Here is a 20,099-nt window from a genome sequence, read left to right as displayed (position 1 = left end):
TTTCGGATTCAGCGTCGCGTTCCTGCTGTCCCTTGCTACGCCCTGTTGTTTCCATGGTCGTTTCCAAGGTCCCGACACGAGCGATGCCTCACGTGCCGCACGGCTCGCGGCGAGGCCGGTCATGGGTGGCAGTCGCTGCAGCGGACGCTGATGACCACGCCGGCGCAGACGTGACCGGGTCGCCCGCAGAGCTCACAGCTTCGGACGGCGGCGGCCTCGGCCGACGCGCACAGCTCCAGCGTCCTGACCCGACGAGCCGGGTCGTAGGCCACGACGGTGAGGAGGCCATCCCAGGAACGCGTCGGCGCGGCGCGGGCCGGCGGCGTGAGCGTCAGCAACCGGCGGTTCAAACTGGCGACAAGATCGCGCCAGCCCACCCCAAGCCCAGGACAGTGCTCGGGGAGGCGTGCTTCGGAGGCGACAAAGCGCGGCATCGAGCTAGCCGTGGATGAGCCAGCCGTCGGCGGCCCGCGCGGCCTCCATCACGCCTTCGGAGAGCGTGGGGTGGCCGTGGATCATGCGGGCGACCTCGCTGTAGCCGCCCTCGAGCAGCTTGACGTTGACGAGCTCCTGGATGAGCTCGGTGGCGCGGGTGCCGACGATGTGGCCGCCGAGCATCTCGCCGTACTTCTTGTCGCCGACGATCTTGATGACGCCGGTGCGGTCGCCGTAGACCGTGCCCGCGCCGACCGCGCCGTACTGGACCTTGCCGACGACGACGTCGTAGCCCTGCTCGCGCGCCTGCTCCTCGGTCAGCCCGAACGAGCCGACGTTCGGGGTGCAGAACGTCGCGCGCGGGATGTCGAGGTAGGAGATCGGGTGCGTGGCCAGGCCGGCGGCGTCCTCGACGGCGATGATGCCCTCATCAGAGGCCTTGTGGGCCAGGGCGGGGCCGGGGACGAGGTCGCCGATGGCATACACCTTGGCCTTGGAGGTCTTCAGCGCGCCGTCGACCTTGATCAGACCCTGCTCGGTCAGCTGGATGCCGGCGGCGTCCAGGCCCAGGGCGCTGACGTCGGGGCCGCGGCCGGCGGCGATCACGACGTAGTCGTAGTTGCCGGTGTCGGCCGCGTCGAAGAAGGTGTTGGTCTTGACCTCGATGCCCTGCTTCTTAAAGCCGCGGCCGGCGGCCTTGGAGATGTCTGCGTCCTCGGTCGGCAGCACGCGGTCCAGGCCCTCATACAAGGTGACCTGGGAGCCCAGGCGCTGATAGGCGCTGGCGATCTCGGTCCCCGACGCCCCCGCGCCGATGACCGCGAGCGTCTTGGGCAGCTCGGTCAGCGCCCACGCCTCCTCGGTCCCGATCACGTTGGCGCCGAAGTCCAGGCCCGGCAGCGACTTCTTCACCGAGCCGGTGGCCAGGACGACGGCCTTGTTGGCGGTGTAGACCGTGTCGCCGACCTGGACGTCGCCGTCCGGGGTCAGCGACGCCTCGCCGGAGATCAGCTGCACGTCGTTCTTCTTGAACAAGCCCGAGACGCCGCCGGTCAGCGTCGTGATGACCTTGCTGCGGCGCTCGCCGATCGCGCCGAAGTCGACGGTCGGCTCGGTGCCGTTGAGGACGATCCCGAACTCGGCCGCGTCGCGGACCTCGGTCAGGATGTCGGCGCTGCGCAACACGGCCTTGGCCGGGATGCACGCGTAGTTCAAACAGCGACCGCCGACGACATCGTCGCGCTCGATCACCGCCGTGCTCAGACCCAGCTGCGCCGAACGCACGGCAGCCACATAGCCGCCGGGACCGGAACCGATGACGATGACATCAAACGTCGTGTCGGACATGTGCTGTTCCTGACTAGTTGGTGGACATACATGCGAGAAGTCGAACCCGAACCCGGCGGCCGCGCGAATCAGGAAGCCGAACCGATCCCTCACGCCCCGACGAACCGGTTGGCGTGATGGCGTGGCGGCTGCGGCGCCCGCGTCTCGAGCCACCGCACCGGGCGCGACGAGCGGTTCTCGAACCCGTGGACGCACCCCACGCCGGCGTACGCGACATCGCCGACGCGCAGGACCCGCTCGGCCGCTTCAGTTCGGTAGACCACCTCGCCGTCGAGCACGGAGAACGTCTCCTCGAAGGGATGGTCGTGCGGCGCAAGGACGGCGCCCGGCGCGTAGTCCACCAAGAACATCTGGGCCAGGCTCGCGCGCTGACGCTCGTCGATCAACATGGTGATCGCGATGCCCTCGACGGCGAGTGCCGCGAAGGCCTCGTCGTCTCGCGCCGCCCACGCACCCGCACGCACCGGCATGAGGTCCGCGTGCTCCGCCGCGGTGGCCGCCGACGTCCGCGGCTGGGGGCTGTGCAGCTCGACCCACCGCCAGGGCTCGTCGCCCTCGGCGCGCCACGCATGCGGACAGCCCAGCGGGACGAACGCCGCCTCACCGGCCGCGAGCGTCAACACGCCCTCGCCGGAGGTCAGCATGCCGCGCCCACCGAGCACGAACACCAGCTCCTCGGCATCGTGCGCGTGCGCTGCGGTCCAGCCTCCCGGCATCAGCTCGCAGGTGGCGAGCGCCGTGTGCACCGCGCCGTGGGCGCGACTCACCTGGACGACACGATTGACCTCGGACATCCGCCGTTCACCGGAGCCGGACGATGACCTTGCCCGCCACGCGCCCTTGGGCGAGCGGCACGAGCCCCTCGTCGACCACGGCATCCAGCGGGATGACGCGGTCGATCGCGCGCTCGCCCAGCCCGGGGTCGCGCAGCAGCTCGAGCGCGATCGGCAGGTCGACGTCACACACGTGCGCCAGCGTCGACACCAGGTTGACCTCGCGCATCACCACGCTGTGCAGGTCGAGCTCGCGCGACGCCTTCTGCAGACCGACGAGCACGACCGACCCACCGCGCCGCACCAGCGCGACCGCCAGCGCGGGTGACGGCGCCGCGCCCGACGCCTCGACGACCACGTGCGCGCCGCTGCCACCGGTGAGATCGCTCACGACCTCGCGCGGATCATCGACCGCGGGGTTGACGACGTGGGTCGCCCCCGCGGCCAGCGCGCCCGCCAAGCGCTCCTCGTCGAGGTCGACGACCACCAGCGTGCCCGGACGCCGCGCGGCCAGGGCGGTCAACGCGAAGTGCCCGACGCCGCCGACCCCGATCAGCACCGCCACCTGCCCGGCCTCCGGCGCGGCCCGCCCGACGGCGTGCAGCGCGACGGCCAGCGGCTGGGCCATCGCGGCGGCGTCGTCGCTGACCACATCGGGTACGGGCCGGCACATCAGCGCCGGCACGGTCACGAGCTCGGCCAGCCCGCCGTCGGCTTGCAATCCATGGGTGTAGTACTTCTCGCAGAGGTTGGTCCGCCCGGCGGCGCACCATTCGCACGCACCGCACCACACGCCGGCGCCCGGCACGACCCGGTCACCCACCCGCAGTGCCTCCACCCCGCTGCCCACCGATGCCACGCGCCCGACGAACTCGTGACCGAGGATGACCGGACCCCGATGTCCGTTGCCCGGGTGGACGCGGTCGATCGGGATCTGCTTGGGGCCAGCGGCGAACTCGGCGGCATCGGAGCCGCAGATGCCGGCACGCACGACCTCCAGCCGCACCTCATGCGGTCCGGCCACGGGCGCGTCGAGCACCGACTCGACCCGGACGTCGCGCGCCCCGTAGTAGCGCGCGGCCTTCACGCGACCACCGCGCCGGGCAGCCCGTCATCGACATGCGCCGGGTCGGGCACCAAGACGAGCGCGGCCTCCTCGGCCTGCAGGAGGAGCAGCGCCTGGAAGTCCACGTCGTCGAAGCCGGCGTCGAGCATCGCCTGGACCCGCGCGCGAACACCGCCGGCCAACGGTAGGCAGACCCCCGCGTCCGCGGCGACAGCCAGCGCGAGGTCGAGGTCCTTGCGCATCAGGTCCGGCGTCAGCGTTGGCGTCCAGTCGAGGTTGACGAGCGCGGGCGTCTTGTACTTCGTGAAGGTCGATCCCATGACGCTGTCGTTCAAGAACGACAAGTACGCCCGCCGCGAGACACCCTGGCTTTCGACCAGCGCGGTCGTCTCGGCCAGCGCTTGGGCCGTGATGCCCAGGACGACGTTGTGCGCGAGCTTCACCAACCGCGCGACCTCGCCCTCGCCGGCGAACGTGGCGCCGCGGCCGATCTCGTCCAGCAGCGGCAGCACCGCGTCGTAGGCCCAGCGCGGCCCCGAGGCCACGAAGGTCAGCCGCCCCGACTCGACGACCCGCGGGTTCCCGCTGACCGGCGCGGCGAGGAACGCTGCGCCCCGCGCCGCCGCCGCGGCCCGCACCCGCGCCGACGCGGCGACCGACACCGTCGACGCGTCGACCAACACCCGCGGAGCGCGCCCTTCCGCGTCGTCGAGCAGCCCACCGTCGCCGCAGACGACCGCCTCCAGGTCAGCCGGTCCGCTGACCATGGTGAACACGACATCGCGGCCGGCGAGGTCCGCGGGCGACGCCGCGACGGTCGCGCCGGCGGGCACGAGCGCCTCGGCCTTCGCGCGCGTCCGGTTGAACACCTCGACCTCGTGGCCCGCTTCGAGTAGCCGCCGGACCATCGCCGCGCCCATCCGGCCGGCGCCGATCCACCCGATCCGCATCCGCTCGACGCTGCTCATCGATCCACCGCGATGTACTTGGTCTCCAGGTACTCGTCGATCCCCTCGGCGCCCCCCTCACGGCCGAAGCCCGACGCCTTGACGCCGCCGAACGGCGCGGCCGCGCTGGAGACGACGCCGCGGTTGATCCCCACCATCCCCGTGTCCAGTGCCTCGGCCACGCGCAGGCCGCGCCCGACGTCGCGGGTGTAGATGTAGGCGACGAGTCCGTACTCGGTCGCGTTCGCGGCGCGGATCGCCCCCTCCTCGTCGTCGTCGGCGAACGCGACGATCGGCGCGACGGGCCCGAAGGTCTCCTCCCCCAGGATCGCGGCGTCGTCGGGCACGTCGGCCAGGACGGTGGGCGCGAAGAAGTACCCAGGGCCGTCGAGCGGATCACCGCCGGCGAGGACGGTCGCCCCGCGCTCGCGCCCGTCCTCGACCAGCTCGGTCACCTTGGCGCGCTGCGCCTCGTCGATCAGCGGGCCGACTTGGACGCCGGGCTCCAACCCGTTGCCGACCCGCAGATCGGCCATCCGCTCGGCGAAGCGCGTCGCGAACTCCTCGTGGCGGCTCGCGGCGACGTAGAAGCGATTGGCCGCCGTGCAGGCCTCGCCACCGTTGCGCATCTTGGCCAGCAGCGCGCCCTCCACCGCCGCGTCGACGTCGGCGTCGGCCAGGACCAGGAACGGGGCGTTGCCGCCCAGCTCCATCGAGACGCGCTGCAGATGCTGGGCGCTCTGGGCGACGAGACGGCGTCCGACTTCCGTCGAACCGGTGAACGACAGCTTCCGGATCCTCGGGTCGGCGATCAGCGGCCCCATCGTCGCGCCCGCCGACTCGGCCACGACGACGTTGAGGACGCCGTCCGGCAAGCCGGCCTCGACGAGGATCGTCGCCAGCGCGAGCATCGACAGCGGCGTCTGCTTGGCCGGCTTGACGACCATCGTGCAGCCCGCCGCGATCGCCGGCCCGATCTTGCGCGTGCCCATCGCGAGCGGGAAGTTCCACGGCGTGATGAGCAGGCACGGGCCGACCGGCTGGCGCGTCGTGACGACCCGCGTGCCACCGTCGGGCGCGAGGCCGAAGCGCCCGCCGATGCGGACGGCCTCCTCGGAGAACCAGCGGAAGAACTCGGCCGCATAGGCGATCTCGCCATGGGACTCCGACAGCGGCTTGCCCATCTCCATCGTCATGAGCACCGCGAGCTCGTCGGCGCGCGCGACGATCAGCTCATAAGCCCGGCGCAGGATCTCACCGCGCACGCGGGGCGCTGTGGCGGCCCATGACGCCTGTGCATCGGCGGCCGCGTCCAACGCGGCGATCGCGTCTGACACGTCCGCCGCGGCGACTTCGCACAGCGGCGCGCCCGTCGCCGGGTTCTCGACCGACAGCCGGGCGCCGCTCGCGGCCGGGCGCCATGCCCCGCCGATGAACAGCTCCTTGGGGACATCCGCGAGCACGGTCGGGCCGGCGGCGACGGTCATCGCGCCACCCCAGCGCCCAGACGCTCACGCACCGTGGCGGCGATCGCCGCAGCGTCGGGCATGAACGCGTCCTCCAGCGGAGGGCTGTAGGGGATCGGGTACTCCGCCGTCGCCAGGATCCAGGCGTCATCGAGATCGTGCAGGCCGCTCTCGCTGATCGCGCCGAGCAGCCCGGTCGACCAGCCGCCAGTGCGAGGACCCTCTTCGACCAACAGCACGCGGTTGGTCTTGGCGACCGAGGCCAGCACGGTGTCGAGGTCCAGCGGGCGCAGGCTGCGTAGGTCCACGACCTCGGCAGAGATGCCCTCGGCCGCCAAGTCTTCCGCCGCGGCGAGGGCATCGCCGACGCCCTTCATGATCGACACGATGGTGACGTCCTCGCCGGCCCGCGCGATGCGTGCACGGCCGATCGGGATGACCTCCTCGGGCGACGCCTCCCCCTTGACCGAGTACAACCGCTTGTGCTCCAGAAAGATCACCGGGTTCTCATCACGGATCGCGCCGCGCAGGAGGCCGAGCGCCTCGCCGGGGCTCGACGGCGCGACGATCTTCAGCCCTGGGACGCCCTGGAACCAGGTGCCGGGGATCTGCGAGTGGATCGCGCCGAAGCGGCCGCCGCCACCGACCGCGCAGCGCACGACGAGCGGAACCGTGCCCTGCTCGTTGGAGATGTAGAAGAACTTCGCGGCTTGGTTGACCAGCGCGTCCATGGGCAAGGCCATGAAGTCGCCGAACATGATCTCGATGATCGGCCGAAGGCCCGTGATCGCCGCGCCGTACGCCGCACCCGACAGCGCGAGCTCGGAGATCGGGGTGTCGAAGACGCGCTCCTCGCCGAAACGCTCGTGGAGGCCCGGGGTCGCCTTGAAGACGCCACCGGCGATGGCGACGTCCTCGCCGAAGAAGACGACGCGCTCGTCGCGCTCCATCTCGGCCGCGATCGCGTCGCGGATGGCGGTGCGGAAGTCGATGGTGCTCATGCGGCGAACTCCTGGGCGGCCTCGGTGGCGGGGTCGGGATACGGGGCGGCCAGCGCTGCCTCGACTGCTCTGCGCAGCGTGTCCGCCGCGCTGGTCTCGGCGGCGTCGACGTGCTCGACGGGCACGCCGTCGGCGAGCAGGCGCTCGCGGGCGATCACCAGCGGGTCGCGGGCCAGCCACGCCTCGACCTCCTCGGGCGGCCGGTAGCTGCCGGGGTCGGACTTGGAGTGGCCGAAGTGGCGGTAGGTCAAGGCCTCGAGCAGGGTCGGGCCGCCACCGCCTCGCGCACGTTCGACAGCGGCCGCCGCCGCGTCCCGCACCGCCCACAGGTCGTTGCCGTCGACCTTCTCGGCATTCATGGCATAGGCCTTGGCGCGGCCGGCGATGTCGCCGCCGGCCGTCGAGGCGGCCAACGGCGTGAACTCCCCGTAGAGGTTGTTCTCGCAGACGAAGACGATCGGCAGGCCGAGCACCTGCGCGAAGTTCAGCGACTCGTGGAAGTAGGCCTGGTTGGTCGCGCCGTCACCGAAGAAGGCAACGGCGACTTTCCCGGTGCGCCGCCCGGAGAGCGCCGCGCCGAGCACCGCGCCCATGCCCGCGCCGACGATCCCGTAGCAGCCGAGCAGGCCGTGCTCGAGGTCGATGACGTTCATCGAGCCGGCCCGCCCTCCGCAGACGCCGGTCGCCCGCCCGAGCATCTCGGCTGCCAGCCCAGCGGGGTCCGTGCCCGCAGCCAGCGCGTGGCCGTGGCCGCGGTAGGTCCCGGCGACCCAATCACCTTGGGTCAACGCGGCGCAGACGCCGACCGCGACCGCCTCCTGCCCGGAGTAGAGGTGGGTCGTGCCGTGCACCTCGCCCTTGAGGAACAGGCGGTGCATCTCGGTCTCGAAGCACCGGATCAGGTGGGCCCGCTCATAGGGGACGAGGTCCTCCACCGACGCCGCCTCGGCGCTGCGGGGTCGAAGCTCAGCTCTTGGCACGCGGTTCCTCACTCTCGGGACGGTCGAACGGCGGAGACGCCGGGCCCTACGGCGGCGCTGGACAACGGTAGCAAACGTTTGCAAGAATCGCAGCCGATGACTTCCCCCCGGCACCGAACTGGAGACCTGCTGATGGCTGTCGAGGTCCTCATGCCCCGACTCTCGGACTCGATGGAGGAGGCGACGATCGTCGCCTGGCTCGTCGAGGATGGCGCCTCCGTGAGCGTGGGTGATCCGCTCGTTGAGATCGAGACCGACAAGGCCACCGTCACGTACGAGGCCGAGGTGGCCGGCACGCTCCTGCCGACCGCTGCCGTGGGCGACACCGTGGCCTTGGGCGCGGTCATCGCTTTGCTCGGCTCACCGGACGAGCTGGCCGCGCCGCGTCCCGAAGTGCCGGCGCCGGGGACCGACGCCTCGCCGGCGGGTGGTGTCGCTGCGATCGCCCCACCCGTCGCGTCGCCCGCCCCGGCAACGACCCGCGCGAAGGCCTCGCCGCTCGCGCGCCGCGTGGCCGCGTCGCTCGGCATCGAGCTGGCCACCGTCGTCGGATCGGGCCCGGGCGGCCGCATCGTCCGCGCCGACGTGGAGGACGCGACCGCCCTCCCCCAGTCGGCCGACGCGCACCCCGCGAGCGCCGCCGAGACGCCCGCCCCGGCGACCGCCAAGGGCCCCGTGACGCGGGTCGAGCTGGGTCGCGTCCAGCAGACGATCGCCCGGAGAATGGCGGAATCTCGGGCGACCGTGCCGGATTTCGAGGTCGCCGTCGATGTCGACATGACGGCCTGCGTGGAGCTCCGCGGGCAGCTCAAGGCCCTGACGGATCCGGTGCCCTCCTACAACGACATGGTGGTCAAGGCCTGCGGCCTCGCGCTGCGCGAGCACCCCAAGGTCAACGGCGCCTACCGTGACGCCGGGCTCGACCTCCACGACCGTGTCAACGTCGGCGTCGCGGTCGCAGGCGAGGACACGCTCGTCGTACCGACGGTCCTCGACGCCGACACCCGCTCGCTCGGGCACGTCGCGCGCGAGACGCGCCGCCTGGCCGCCGCCGTGCGGGCCGGGACGATCGCCCCGGTCGATCTCGCCGGCGGCACCTTCACGGTGTCGAACCTCGGGATGTTCGGTGTCGCCCGCTTCAGCGCGGTCGTCAACGTGCCGCAGGCCGCGATCCTCGCGGTCGGCGCCCTGGAGCGGCGTCCGGCCATCGACTCCGACGGCACCACGATCGTCGCTCGCGACCTGATGACCATCACCTTGGTCGCCGACCACCGGATCCTCTACGGCGCCGATGCCGCGCGCTTCATCGCCCGCGTCCGCGAACTGCTCGAGCGGCCATTGCTGCTCGCCCTTTAGGCGCCTCCATGTTGCAAACGTTTGCCAACCGAACGACAGGAACCCACCCCGTATGACCTCGCTACGTACCGACGGCACCATGGGCGTCGACTGGGAGCAGCGCGTCGACTTCGACCGCCTGCGCCGTGAGCGGCTCGACCGCCTGAAGGGCCTGCTCGCCGCTTCGGAGATCGGAGCGCTGCTGTGCTTCGACATGAACAACATCCGCTACATCACCGCCACGCACATCGGGACCTGGGCCATCGACAAGCTCGGCCGCTTCTGCCTGCTGCCTCAGGGTGACGACCCGATCATGTGGGACTTCGGCTCCGCGGCCCGCCACCATCAGCTCCACAACCCGTGGTTGGGCGACGGACGCTCCCGCGCGGGGATCTCGACGATGCGCGGGTCCTTCAGTCCGAAGATGGAGCGCGCCGAGGACGTTGCGCGCAAGGTCAAGGCTGAGCTCGAAGCGCGCGGGCTGCTCGGCTCCCCCGTCGGCATCGATGTCGTCGAGCCCGTCGTGCTCTTCGCACTGCAGCGCGAGGGAATCGACGTGGTCGACAGCCAGCAGCTGCTGCAGGAGTCGCGCAAGATCAAGACCCGTGACGAGATCTCGCTCCTGAACACGGCCGCGATGATGGTCGACGCCGCCTACGACGAGCTGTACCGCTTCCTGCGGCCCGGCGTCCGCGAGAACGAGTGCGTCGGCCTCGTCAGCAAGGTCCTCTACGACCTCGGCTCCGAGCACGTCGAAGGCGTCAACGCGATCTCCGGCGAGCGCTGCAGCCCGCATCCGCACGTCTTCAGCGACCGGCACCTGCGACCGGGCGACCCGGCCTACTTCGACATCCTGCATAGCTACATGGGCTACCGCACGTGCTACTACCGCACGTTCGCGGTGGGCAGCGCATCACGAGCGATGGTCGACGCCTACCAGCGCTGCCGCTACTACCTCGACATCGCGATCGACGCGATCCGCCCGGGCGCCACGACCGCCGAGGTCGTGCAGCTCTGGCCCGAGGCCAAGGAGTTCGGCTTCGCCAACGAGGAGGACGCCTTCGCGCTCCAGTTCGGTCACGGCATCGGCCTTTCGATCTGGGAGAAGCCCGTGTTCAGCCGTCTCGTCTCCCTGGAGCACCCCGAGGTGATCGAAGAGGGCATGGTCTTCGCTCTGGAGACGTTCTGGCCGTCGAGCGACGGGTGGTCGGCGGCGCGCATCGAGGAGCAGCTCGTCGTCACGGCCACCGGCTGCGAGGTCATCAGTCGCTTCCCCGCCGAGGACCTCGTGATCGCCGGCAGCAGCTACGCCACCGTGAGCGGGGGCCTGCCGGGCATCCGGGAGATCGAATCGCACCGCAACAGCCGGCGCGACGCGCCAGCCGGCTAGCCCGCGCGCTTCGGTCGCTTCGCCGCCGGCCGGACCGGCGGCGGAGCGGTCGACTCCCGGACGATCAGGCTCTGGACAACCGTGATCTCCCGCGGCGGCCGCCCGGCCAACTGGTCGAGGAACAGGTCGGCGGCATAGGCGCCCAGGTCGTAGTACGGCACGTGCAGCGTGGTCAGCGGGGGCGTCAGCCGCCCGGCCATGTACATGTCGTTGAAGCCGATGATCGACACGTCCTCGGGGCAGCGCAGGCCCCGCGCCTTCAGCGCGTCGATGCAGCCGATGGCCAGCATGTCGTTGCCCGCGACGACCGCGGTGAAGGGCGGCCCCCCATCGAGCAGCTCGTTCATGACGCGCTGGCCCTCCTTGATCGTGAAGCCCGTGGTGGGCCGCACGAGCCCTTCGGCGACCCGCAGTCCGCGCGCGGCCATCACCTCCTCGAAGCCGGCGCGGCGCGCCGCGCCGGTGGAGATGTGCTCGGGGCCCGAGACGCAGGCGATGGCGCCGTGGCCCAGCTCGACCAGATGCTCGACGGCCAGGCGTGTGCCCAGGCGCTCGTCGGAGGTCACGGCCGCGGCACGGTGGTTGTCGACGTTGCGGACCACCAGCGCCAGCGGGATCCCCTTGTCCAGGATCTCCTCGACCAGTGGATCCTCGCGCAAGGCCGTCGACAGGATGAACCCGTCGACCTGGCGCGAGGCGAGCGCGTCGAACCCGCGGCGCTGACGGTCGAGGTCGCCATCGGTGTTGGCGACCAGCGGCGTGTAGCCGCTCTTGGCCAGCGTGTCCTCGATGCCACGCACCACGTAGGGGAAGACCGGGTTGGTCAGGTCGTTGATGAGCACGCCGACGGTCATCGAGCGCCGCGTCTTCAGCCCGCGGGCCACGCGGTTGGGCTCGTAGCCGAGCTCGGCGATGATCGCGTCGATCCGCTGCGCGGTCTTCTCGTTGACCAGTCCGCGGGTCTCAGGGCTGAGGACGCGCGAGACGGTGCTGATGTGGAGGCCCGCAGCCTCGGCCACGTCGCGAAGGGTCACCGGCCGCTGGCTCATCAGGCTCCTAGTCCTAGCATCTGCGCCGCGTTGGCGCCGAGCTGATCGGCGTCCACGCCGGCCGCGGCGATGGCATCGAGCGGGCGGACGTCGGCCATGTCATAGGGCAGGTCGGTGCCCAGCAGGAGGCGGTCGGGCCCGGCCTGCTCGGCGAGGAACCGCAGCGCGTCGACGGAGTGCGTGAGCGTGTCGATGCGGAAGCGGCGCAGGTAGCTGCTCGGCGGTCGCTCGATCGCCGCGCGCGCCTCGGGGCGCACCCGGAACGCGTGATCGAGGCGCCCCAGCTGATAGGGCAGGTAGCCCGCGCCGTGGACGAGCACGACCTCCAGCCCGGGGTGACGATCCAGCGCGCCGGTGTGGATCAGCCGCGCTGCGGCGATGGCGGTGTCGAGCGGGTTGCCGATCGAGTTGGTGAGGAAGAACGGCTCCAGCCGGGGCTTGGGCCCTACGAAGTACGGATGCAGGATCAGCGGAACCCCAAGCCGCTCAGCCGTCGCGAGCACCGGGGTGAAGCGCGCGTCGTCGAGCGGCAGGTCGCCGACGTTGGTGCCGATCTGCGCACCGCGGAGGCCGAGGACGACCGCGCGCTCGAGCTCCTCGGCCGCCGCCTCCGGATCCTGCATCGGGAGGTGTGCGACCGCGGCGAGCCGCGGATCTCGGGCGACGTGCGCGACCAGCGCGTCGTTGACCTCTCGTGCGAAGGCGACCGCCGCGACCGCATCGAGGTCGTAGAACAGCAGCGGCGGGGCGAGCGACACGACGGAGCGGTCGATCCCGTTGCCGTCCATCCGGGCCAAGAGCGCATCGACGTCGTAGAAGTCCGCGGTCAACGGCGCGCTGAACCCCTCCGGGTGGACCAGCGTGTCGCCGTCGCGCCGGACGCCGAAGAGCCCGCCCGTGGTTTCTGTCCGGGCGACGAGCTCGGGCGGGATGACGTGCGTGTGAACGTCGATCCGCACTCAGCCGCCCTTCTTGCAGGTCAGGTCGATCTCGATGCCCGGACCCTCGATCAGCACGCCGGACGAGCCGTCGCGTTGCGTGGACGGGATCAGGCTCATCGCCGGGCGCGCCTCGATGCCGGCGAACGTCCGCTCCCACGACCGCGCGAAGCCGCGGAAGTCGCGGCGCGGGTCGACGAGGTAGATGCGCGCGTCGACCACGTCCTCCAGCGCGAAGCCGTTGGACTCCAGCTGCGTGACGAGCAGCTTCATGGTGAAGTCGGTCTCGAGCTCCATGCGGTCCCAGTAATGAGGAAGCCCGGGCGGCACGCCGACCCAGTCCGGGTTGCTGATGTCCGGCACCGGCACCTGGCCGGCGGTGAACAGCCAGTCCCCCGCGCGAATGCCGGGCGAGAAGTTGGCCTTGCCGGCGTCGACCGGATGCCACGGGATCCCGGCCCGGGTCTCCTCCTTCTCGAGGCCATGGCCCGGCACGAGACCGAGGAGGTTGACGATCCACACCGCGCCCGGGACGAGGAACCCGCGGGTCGCCATCGAGCTGCGCGACGGCGGTACGCCGATGACCTTACCCCACTCCTGGTCGACGAAGGCGAAGTTGTACAGGTCGTCCTCGTAGAACTGGACCTTGACCGCCTGGTCGATGCTCGTCCCGGCCGCGGCGAGCACCTTCTGCAGGTTCTCGATGACGTACCGCGCCTGCATCTGCGCGTTGTTGCCGTGAAACGGCGTGCCGGGCGTCGTCCCGACGGGGATGCCGGTCGTGAAGTCCGTCGCCGGGAAGCCCGAGCAGAAGACGAACGGTCCGGCGGCGACAGCCAGCGAGGCGTGCTCGGCATCGGTCGGGTCAGGGACGTCGTCTGTGCGGATCACCGTCCGCTCGTAGGTCGAGTCGGCGGCCAGCGCCACCGCGTGCAGCGTCACGCGCACGCCCTCGACCAGGTGCTCGTCACCGACGACGATCGAGGTCGCGGCCGGCAGGTCATCGCGGAACACCTGGGCGTAGGCGTGCTTGAACTCCGGGAAGTCCGCGGCGTCGGTGAGCAACACCTCCACCTTGAGCACACGCTCCAGCGTCGTGCCCGCATCGCGCAGCGTGTGCTCGAGCGTCGCGAGGATCGCGCGCGTCTGCGTGGCCACCTCCGACGGACCTGCGTAGGGCGTCGCGGACGACGAACGCACCAACGCTCCGTCGTCGTCGACAGGATGGATCGACGAGACGTACACGAAGTCGCCGGCGCGTCGCCACGCCGGCGCGGGGAGCAGGCCCTGGGTCATGGTCAGGCCACCTGGTTCCAGATCGAGAGGTCGCGCGGGCGCGACCACATCAGCTTCGCCCGCGACATGTACTCGGCAAGGTACTCGCGGTTGCCGTCGAACTCCTCGAACTCCGCGCGGCTCCGCCAGATCTCCACGAGGACGAAGTCACACGGGTCAGCGCCGTCCTGGTAGGCCTGGATCGAGATGCACGCCGGCTCGTCGCGGACCTTCTCCAGGACGGCGCTGAGCTCGGACAGGAACGGCGCTTCGGTGCCGTCCTGGACATGCAGCCGCACGAGGACGGCGATGGTGGTGGTGTCGCTCATCGGTGTTGGTTCTCCCGGGTGGGGTCAGAGGGGTTTAGAAGGAAGCTCAGGCGCTCGCGCCGCCGTCGACGACGAGGTCGTGGCCGACCGCGAAGCCCGCGCCCGCGGAGGCCAGCCACAGGACCGCGGAGGCGACCTCGTCGCGGGTGCCGACGCGGCCCAGCGGGATGGCCTGGGCGATCCGCGCCGCGCGGTCGTCCTCGGTCTCGCCGGGGCGCAGCGACATGGGGGTGTCGCTGGCGCCGGGACTGACCGCGTTGACGCGAACGCCGTCGGCGATGCCCTCCAGGGCGGCGATGCGGGTGAGCGTGCTGACGCCGGCCTTGCTGACCGCGTAGGCGCCCATGCCCGGACGGCTGACGTGCGCGCCGATGTTGGAGGCCACGTTGACGATCGCGCCGCCGCCGTTGTCCCTCATGTAGGCCATCTCATGCTTGAGGCACAACCACAGGCCCGTGAGGTTGGCGTCCAGCACCGAGCGCCAGACCGACTCCTCCAACTCGGCGAGCGGAGCGGGCGGGGCGCCGACGCCGGCGTTGTTGAAGGCCACGTCGAGGCTGCCGTAGCGCTCGACGGTCGCGGCGACCAGCGCCGCGACCGAGGCCTCGTCGGTCACGTCGGCCGCCACCGCGACGGCCTCGCCGCCGGCGTCGGCGATCGCGGCGACCGTCTCGGCCAGGCGCTCCTCGTTGCGACCGGCCACGACGACCGCGGCGCCCTCAGCAGCAAACGCGGCGGCGGTGGTCCGACCGATGCCAGACCCACCTCCGGTGATGAGCACGACCTGGTCGGTGAAGCGGTTCATGCTGCTCCTTGCGATGTGGTGATGGAAGGTTCGATGCCCCGCCGGCGCGCCTCGACGGCCCGCCAGCGGCGGAGCAGGTCCGGCGCGCTCAGCAGCGCGACGACGACCAGCAGGCCGCCGGTGATCAGGTCGTTGACGTAGTCGCTGACGGCCAGGACCGCGAGCAGCTCCTGCAGCAGGCTCAGGGCGATGACGCCGCAGGCGACGCCGCGGACCGTGCCGACGCCACCGCTCAGACTGACCCCGCCCAGCAGCGCGGAGGTGGCCGCGAAGACGAGCGAGGTGGTCGAGGTCGTCGGCTCGGCGTAGGACAGGGCGAAGCCCTGTAGCGCGCCGGCCAGCGCGCAGAGCGCACCCGAGGTCGCGAAGACCGCGATGAGCACGGGATCGACCCGGACGCCCGCGGTCCGAGCGGACCGCCGGTCGGCGCCGACGGCCCGCAGCTCGGCGCCCAGCCGCGTCGCGGTCAGGATGGCTCCGGTCGCGGCAAAGACCGCGAACGCGATCAGCGCGCGCAGGGAGACGACGCCGAAGAGACGGGCCTGGTCGAGGTCCGCGCCGAGCGTGAAGTTGTCGAACTGCACGGTCTTGGAGTGGCCGAGCAGGTACACGACGCCGATGATCGCGAGGTAGCCGCCGAGCGTCACGCTCATCGAGTTGAGGTTCAGCTTGGCGACGATCGCTCCCTGGACCACCCCGGCCGCGGCCGCGGCGAGCACCGCCACGACGACCCCGAGCAGCGGCGAGCCGCCGCCGACCTTGACCGCGACCATCGATCCCAGCAGGTAGGTGGCCGGGACCGACAGGTCGAACTCCCCCGCGACCATGGTCAAGGTCAGAGCGAGCGCCACCAGCCCCAGCGAGGCGAAGTACTGACTGACGTCGTAGGCGTTGCTCGTCGTCACGCCGTCGCCGCTCAGCACCGGGATCACCAGGAAGCCAGCCAGCATCGCCAGCAGGGTCAAGGTCGGACGCCCGGGCCTCATGCTCGCCGCCCCAGACGCGTCGAGTTCAACACGATGACGAACACGATCACGATCACGCCCTTCACGAGGATCTGCGCGCCGGTGCTGTAATGGCGCAACAACATCAAGTCGGTCACGGTGGCGATCACCAGCGCACCGAGCACCGACCGCAGCACCGATCCGCGACCGCCGTTGATCGCGTTGCCGCCGACGATCGCTGCCGAGATCGCGTCATAGGTGTAGGTGCCGGTGAGCAACAGCGAGGCGTTCTGGTTGAACGCGCCGATGAGCACGCCCGCGACTGCGGCGCAGGCGCCCGCCAGGGCGAAGGCGATCGTGGTCACCCGCGTGACCGGCAGCCCGGCGACAAACGCCGCGCGGCGGCTCTCGCCGACCAGGTAGAGCTGGCGTCCGGCGCGCGTCCGGCGCAGCAGGAGCTCTCCGGCTACGACCAGCGCGAGCAGCACGTAGATCGAGAACGGGATCCCGAGGATCGGGTCGGCCAGGAAGGAGTAGGCGTGTGCCGTGGCGCTGGGTTGGATCGAGCGACCACCGCTGATCCCCGACGCCGCACCGGCCTGAAGCGAGCCCGCCGCGATCGTGACGATGATCGGGTTGGCGGCCAAGCCGCCGACGAGCACGCCCTGGACCGCGCAGATCGCCGCCCCCAACAGGACGGAGATAGCGATCGCCGGGACGACGCCGAAGCGCAGCGCGGCCAAGAAGGCCATCGCGGTCACCGCTGTGGTGGTGCCGAGCGACAGCGAGAAGAGGTTGCCGCCGATCATGATCAGCGTCATGCCGACGGCGACGATCCCGACGAAGCCCATCGAGGCCAGGATCGCCTTGACGTTGTCCCAGGTCAGGAAGCCGCTTGTCGACGCAGCGCCGTAGACCAGCAGCGCGGCGAGCAAGACGAAGGCCAGCGGCTCGGCGAGCGCCCGCGCGCGGCGCCGCGCGGTCCCGGTCACCGCCGTCATCGCGATGTCCTCGGCGCCCAGGGCGCTCATCGGCCATCCTCCGCGGTTCTGGTCGCGGTCATGCGCCCTTCCTTGTCGCTGCCGAAGGGTCGGGGCACCGCACCAGCGAGGCCAGGACGAGGTCCCGCTGCGAGCGCCGCGCGTGCTTCGGTGGCATGTTCGGACGGCCGCCGGCCGGCGGCTTGGGATGGTCGACGTGGCGTTGCGTGCTCATGTTCGGTCCGCCTCCTCCATCTGCGCGAGCGTCTCGCGTCCGGTCCGCTGTACGCAGGGGCTGGCGACGCCGGGGGCTGAGACAGGAGGCCTCATGACGGGGCCTCACCGGCGACGCATCCAGTCGTCATCTCGGTCAGCACCCCGCTCGCGACGCACGCGGCGCGCGGCCGGACCGCGACGACGGCGCCCTCGAACATCGTGACGATGACGTCGGCGAGGTCGAAGAGCTCGTCGAGCTCGGAGCTGGCGAAGAGCACGGCGCCGCCGGCGTCGGCGAACCCGCGAACCAGCGCGTGGATGTCGGCGCGCCCTCCGACGTCGACCCCGCGGGTCGGGTCGTCGAGGAGCAACACGTCGATCCCTTCCTGGTCGAGGCAGCGGCCGATGAACACCTTCTGCTGGTTGCCGCCGCTCAGCGTCTCGACCGCGTGCGCCGTGCGCGCGGCGTCGACGCCGACTGTCGTCGCCAGCGCTCGAGCCGCCGCCGTCAGGCCGCGCCCTGACAGCACCCCACCTCGGCCGAGCGTGTCCAGCCGCGTGGCCAAGAGGTTCTGCGCGATCGACTGACCCAGGAATAGGCCCTCGCCCTTGCGGTCACCCGAGACGTACGCGACGCCCGCGCGAATGCTGCCGTGCGGCGTCCCGAGCGTCAGAGGCTGATCGCCGACGCTGACGTCGCCGGTGGCCGACGGCTCGACGCCGGCCAGCGCTCGCAGGACGTCCTGGGTTCCGGAGCCGATCTGACCGGCGAGCCCGACGACCTCTCCGGCGAAGAGGTCGAGGCCCACATCGGCAACGACCGGCGCGACGACCAGGCGCCGGGCGGTGAGCGCGACACGCCGTTGGGCCGGCTCGACACGGCGGGCGGACGCTGCCGGGCCGATGTGGCCGGCCTCGCCGACGAGCAGCCGGACGAGCCGCGCGCGGTCCAGCTCGCCGACCGCGTGGTCGGCGACGACGGCGCCATCCCGCATGACCGTCGCGCGGTCGCAGAGCGTGAGCACCTCGTCGAGGCGGTGGGAGATGAAGATGACGGCGCGGCCGCGTGACGCGACTTCGCGGACCGCCGCGAAGACCCGGTCGATCTCGGCCTTGCTCAGCGTCGCGGTCGGCTCGTCGAGGATCAGCAGACGCGCGTTGCGGTGCAGTGCGCGGCCGATCTCGAGGAGCTGGCGCTCGGCGAGCGTCAGCCACGCGGCCGGCTGGTCCGGGTCGACGGCGCCGAGCCCGACGCGTTCCAGCAGCTCGACACACAGGCGCCGGCGCGCTGCCCGGCGCGTGAGCAGCGCGGTGCTGATGTCGCCCAGAAGCAGGTTCTCGGCGACCGTGAGCTCGCAGATGATGCTCAGCTCCTGGTCGACGAGCGCGATGCCGGCGGCCTGCGCGTCGCGCGGCCCGCGCAGCGCGACCACCTCGCCGTCGAGCGCGATCTCGCCACCATCGGGGCTGACCAGGCCGGTGAGCACCTTGACCAGCGTGCTCTTGCCGGCGCCGTTGTGCCCGCACAGCCCGAGGATCTCGCCCTCGGCGATCGTCAGGCTCACGCCGTTCAGCGCCGTGATGGCGCCGAAGCGGCGGGAGACCGACCGGACGGTGAGCAGTGGACGCCGGCCGGTGGCCGACGCCCCCGCGCGAGCATCGTCTAGAACGTGCATTCCCCGGCGAACTGGTTCACGTTGTCGGCCGTGATCTTGTACTCCTTCACCGTGACCACCGGCGGGAGCTTCTGGCCCTCCAACAGCGCGATCGTGTTCTTGGCGACGGCGTCGCCTTGGGGGACGGGCGTCTGGGTGCCGCTGGTGTAGAGCGACCCGTCCTTGACCGCCGGGATGCCCGGCGCCAGGCAGTTCCCGCCGACCACGACAACGCCCTTCTGCTTGACCCCGACCTTCACGCCGGCCTGCTTGGCGGCCTTGATGACGCCGAGCGCGAGCAAGTCGTTCATGCCGTAGGCGCCCTTGATGCCGCCGCTGGACCGGTACTGCGCCAGCCGCTGCGCGGCGACCTGGGTGGCCTTGTTCTGGTCCCAGCTGGTGTCGTCGACGGCGACGATCTTGTACTGCGGGTACTTGGCCATCGTGGTCTTGAAGCCCTCGACGCGCTCCTGCGCGGCCTTGCTGGCCAGCGCGCCGGCGGCGACGAAGACGCTGCCCTTGTCGACCCCTTCCTTCTGAAGCCCGTCGACGAGCCCTTCGGCGGCGAAGCGCCCCATCGCCTGGTGGTCGGCTACGACCTGCAACGACGCTACACCGTCGCTGGAGAGCGGCGCATCGGTGTTGACGACCTTGACGCCGGCGGCCACCGCGCGCTTGACGGCGGGGACGATCGCACTGGAGTTCGAGGCGTTGAGGACGATCGCTGCCGGGTGCTGGGCGATGGCCTGGTTCATGTGCTGGTTCTGCAGCCCCGCGTCGAAGGCGTCGGTGAGCGTCGTCACCTTCATGCCGGCGGCCTCGAGCCGACTCGCGATCGTCTTGTTGTACGCGTTGCAGAACGGCACCTCGTCGCTACACGAGATGACGAAGGCCTTCTTGCCCGAGACGGACCCCGAGGCCGACCCGCCACCCCCCTTGGCCGACGAGCTCGATTCCGAGCTGCCGCAGCCCACGGCGGCGAGGGCGAGGACGCCGACGGTCACCATGCCCACTGTCCCTTGACCCAGCCTGAAGAAGCTCTGCTTCGACACCGCTCCGTCCTCTCACGCGTTCGCGCGCCGGTTGGCGGCGCGGGTTGACTCCTCCGTGTGCCACAAGCCCTAACGGATCTTGCAAACGTTTGCTACCTTAACCAGCGAATCACGGC

At 71.2% G+C, this 20,099-nt stretch carries 18 protein-coding genes; 2 read left to right on the top strand and 16 right to left on the bottom strand.

From position 1 onward, the window contains the following. Window positions 1-438 precede the first annotated feature (438 nt). The 7 genes from lpdA to DSM104299_RS02040 all read right to left on the bottom strand — a co-directional run bounded on the left by lpdA (window position 439) and on the right by DSM104299_RS02040 (window position 7,913). Window positions 439-1,782, bottom strand: coding sequence for a dihydrolipoyl dehydrogenase (lpdA, locus tag DSM104299_RS02070; RefSeq protein ID WP_272475623.1), 1,344 nt, complete (start codon window positions 1,780-1,782; stop codon window positions 439-441). A gap of 89 nt (window positions 1,783-1,871) precedes the next feature. Further along, complete coding sequence (locus tag DSM104299_RS02065; RefSeq protein WP_272475622.1) at window positions 1,872-2,549, bottom strand: cupin domain-containing protein; 678 nt, start codon at window positions 2,547-2,549, stop codon at window positions 1,872-1,874. A gap of 34 nt (window positions 2,550-2,583) precedes the next feature. After that, window positions 2,584-3,642: a zinc-dependent alcohol dehydrogenase gene (locus tag DSM104299_RS02060; RefSeq protein WP_272475621.1), complete on the bottom strand. Its 1,059-nt coding sequence runs from the start codon at window positions 3,640-3,642 to the stop codon at window positions 2,584-2,586. After that, window positions 3,639-4,589, bottom strand: a complete 951-nt coding sequence (locus tag DSM104299_RS02055) for an NAD(P)-dependent oxidoreductase (protein ID WP_272475620.1) — start codon at window positions 4,587-4,589, stop codon at window positions 3,639-3,641. Before DSM104299_RS02055 ends, DSM104299_RS02060 begins: the two co-directional genes overlap by 4 nt. Further along, window positions 4,586-6,055 (bottom strand): NAD-dependent succinate-semialdehyde dehydrogenase, encoded by a 1,470-nt coding sequence (locus DSM104299_RS02050; RefSeq protein WP_272475619.1) that lies wholly within the window; start codon window positions 6,053-6,055, stop codon window positions 4,586-4,588. The genes DSM104299_RS02055 and DSM104299_RS02050 overlap by 4 nt, the downstream gene beginning before the upstream one ends. Continuing rightward, window positions 6,052-7,035 (bottom strand): alpha-ketoacid dehydrogenase subunit beta, encoded by a 984-nt coding sequence (locus DSM104299_RS02045; protein WP_272475618.1) that lies wholly within the window; start codon window positions 7,033-7,035, stop codon window positions 6,052-6,054. The genes DSM104299_RS02050 and DSM104299_RS02045 overlap by 4 nt, the downstream gene beginning before the upstream one ends. Further along, window positions 7,032-7,913: a thiamine pyrophosphate-dependent dehydrogenase E1 component subunit alpha gene (locus DSM104299_RS02040; protein WP_272475617.1), complete on the bottom strand. Its 882-nt coding sequence runs from the start codon at window positions 7,911-7,913 to the stop codon at window positions 7,032-7,034. Before DSM104299_RS02040 ends, DSM104299_RS02045 begins: the two co-directional genes overlap by 4 nt. Between DSM104299_RS02040 and DSM104299_RS02035 the strand changes: the two genes are divergently transcribed. Both DSM104299_RS02035 and DSM104299_RS02030 read left to right on the top strand, forming a co-directional pair. Then, window positions 7,881-9,371, top strand: a complete 1,491-nt coding sequence (locus DSM104299_RS02035) for a dihydrolipoamide acetyltransferase family protein (protein ID WP_272475616.1) — start codon at window positions 7,881-7,883, stop codon at window positions 9,369-9,371. The two genes, DSM104299_RS02040 and DSM104299_RS02035, sit on opposite strands and share 33 nt — an antisense overlap. 52 nt (window positions 9,372-9,423) lie before the next feature. After that, window positions 9,424-10,740 carry a M24 family metallopeptidase gene (locus tag DSM104299_RS02030; protein WP_272475615.1) on the top strand — a complete coding sequence of 439 codons (1,317 nt, stop codon included), beginning with the start codon at window positions 9,424-9,426 and terminating at the stop codon, window positions 10,738-10,740. Here the strand turns inward: DSM104299_RS02030 and DSM104299_RS02025 are convergent. The 9 genes from DSM104299_RS02025 to DSM104299_RS01985 form a co-directional block, all read right to left on the bottom strand. Beyond that, window positions 10,737-11,789, bottom strand: coding sequence for a LacI family DNA-binding transcriptional regulator (locus DSM104299_RS02025; protein WP_272475614.1), 1,053 nt, complete (start codon window positions 11,787-11,789; stop codon window positions 10,737-10,739). The two genes, DSM104299_RS02030 and DSM104299_RS02025, sit on opposite strands and share 4 nt — an antisense overlap. Then, window positions 11,789-12,748 carry an amidohydrolase family protein gene (locus tag DSM104299_RS02020; protein ID WP_272475613.1) on the bottom strand — a complete coding sequence of 320 codons (960 nt, stop codon included), beginning with the start codon at window positions 12,746-12,748 and terminating at the stop codon, window positions 11,789-11,791. The genes DSM104299_RS02025 and DSM104299_RS02020 overlap by 1 nt, the downstream gene beginning before the upstream one ends. After that, a complete protein-coding gene (locus DSM104299_RS02015; RefSeq protein ID WP_272475612.1) occupies window positions 12,749-14,023 on the bottom strand; it encodes a RidA family protein in 1,275 nt (424 codons plus the stop codon). Between the two features lie 2 nt (window positions 14,024-14,025). Continuing rightward, the gene (locus DSM104299_RS02010) at window positions 14,026-14,331 is read right to left on the bottom strand and encodes a putative quinol monooxygenase (RefSeq protein ID WP_272475611.1); all 306 of its coding nucleotides are present in this window, start codon (window positions 14,329-14,331) and stop codon (window positions 14,026-14,028) included. A gap of 46 nt (window positions 14,332-14,377) precedes the next feature. After that, window positions 14,378-15,136, bottom strand: a complete 759-nt coding sequence (locus DSM104299_RS02005; protein WP_272475610.1) for an SDR family NAD(P)-dependent oxidoreductase — start codon at window positions 15,134-15,136, stop codon at window positions 14,378-14,380. Then, a complete protein-coding gene (locus DSM104299_RS02000; protein ID WP_272475609.1) occupies window positions 15,133-16,086 on the bottom strand; it encodes an ABC transporter permease in 954 nt (317 codons plus the stop codon). The genes DSM104299_RS02005 and DSM104299_RS02000 overlap by 4 nt, the downstream gene beginning before the upstream one ends. A 32-nt stretch (window positions 16,087-16,118) precedes the next feature. Continuing rightward, complete coding sequence (locus DSM104299_RS01995; RefSeq protein WP_272475608.1) at window positions 16,119-17,111, bottom strand: ABC transporter permease; 993 nt, start codon at window positions 17,109-17,111, stop codon at window positions 16,119-16,121. A 275-nt stretch (window positions 17,112-17,386) separates the two neighbouring features. After that, the gene (locus DSM104299_RS01990) at window positions 17,387-18,952 is read right to left on the bottom strand and encodes a sugar ABC transporter ATP-binding protein (protein ID WP_272475607.1); all 1,566 of its coding nucleotides are present in this window, start codon (window positions 18,950-18,952) and stop codon (window positions 17,387-17,389) included. Then, window positions 18,940-19,938: a sugar ABC transporter substrate-binding protein gene (locus DSM104299_RS01985; protein WP_272475606.1), complete on the bottom strand. Its 999-nt coding sequence runs from the start codon at window positions 19,936-19,938 to the stop codon at window positions 18,940-18,942. Before DSM104299_RS01985 ends, DSM104299_RS01990 begins: the two co-directional genes overlap by 13 nt. Window positions 19,939-20,099: the final 161 nt, after the last annotated feature.

The organism is Baekduia alba, from assembly GCF_028416635.1.
GTDB lineage: Bacteria > Actinomycetota > Thermoleophilia > Solirubrobacterales > Solirubrobacteraceae > Baekduia > Baekduia alba.
The sequence above is the reverse complement of the archived record's forward strand: the minus strand, read 5'-3'. Positions and strand labels throughout refer to the sequence as shown.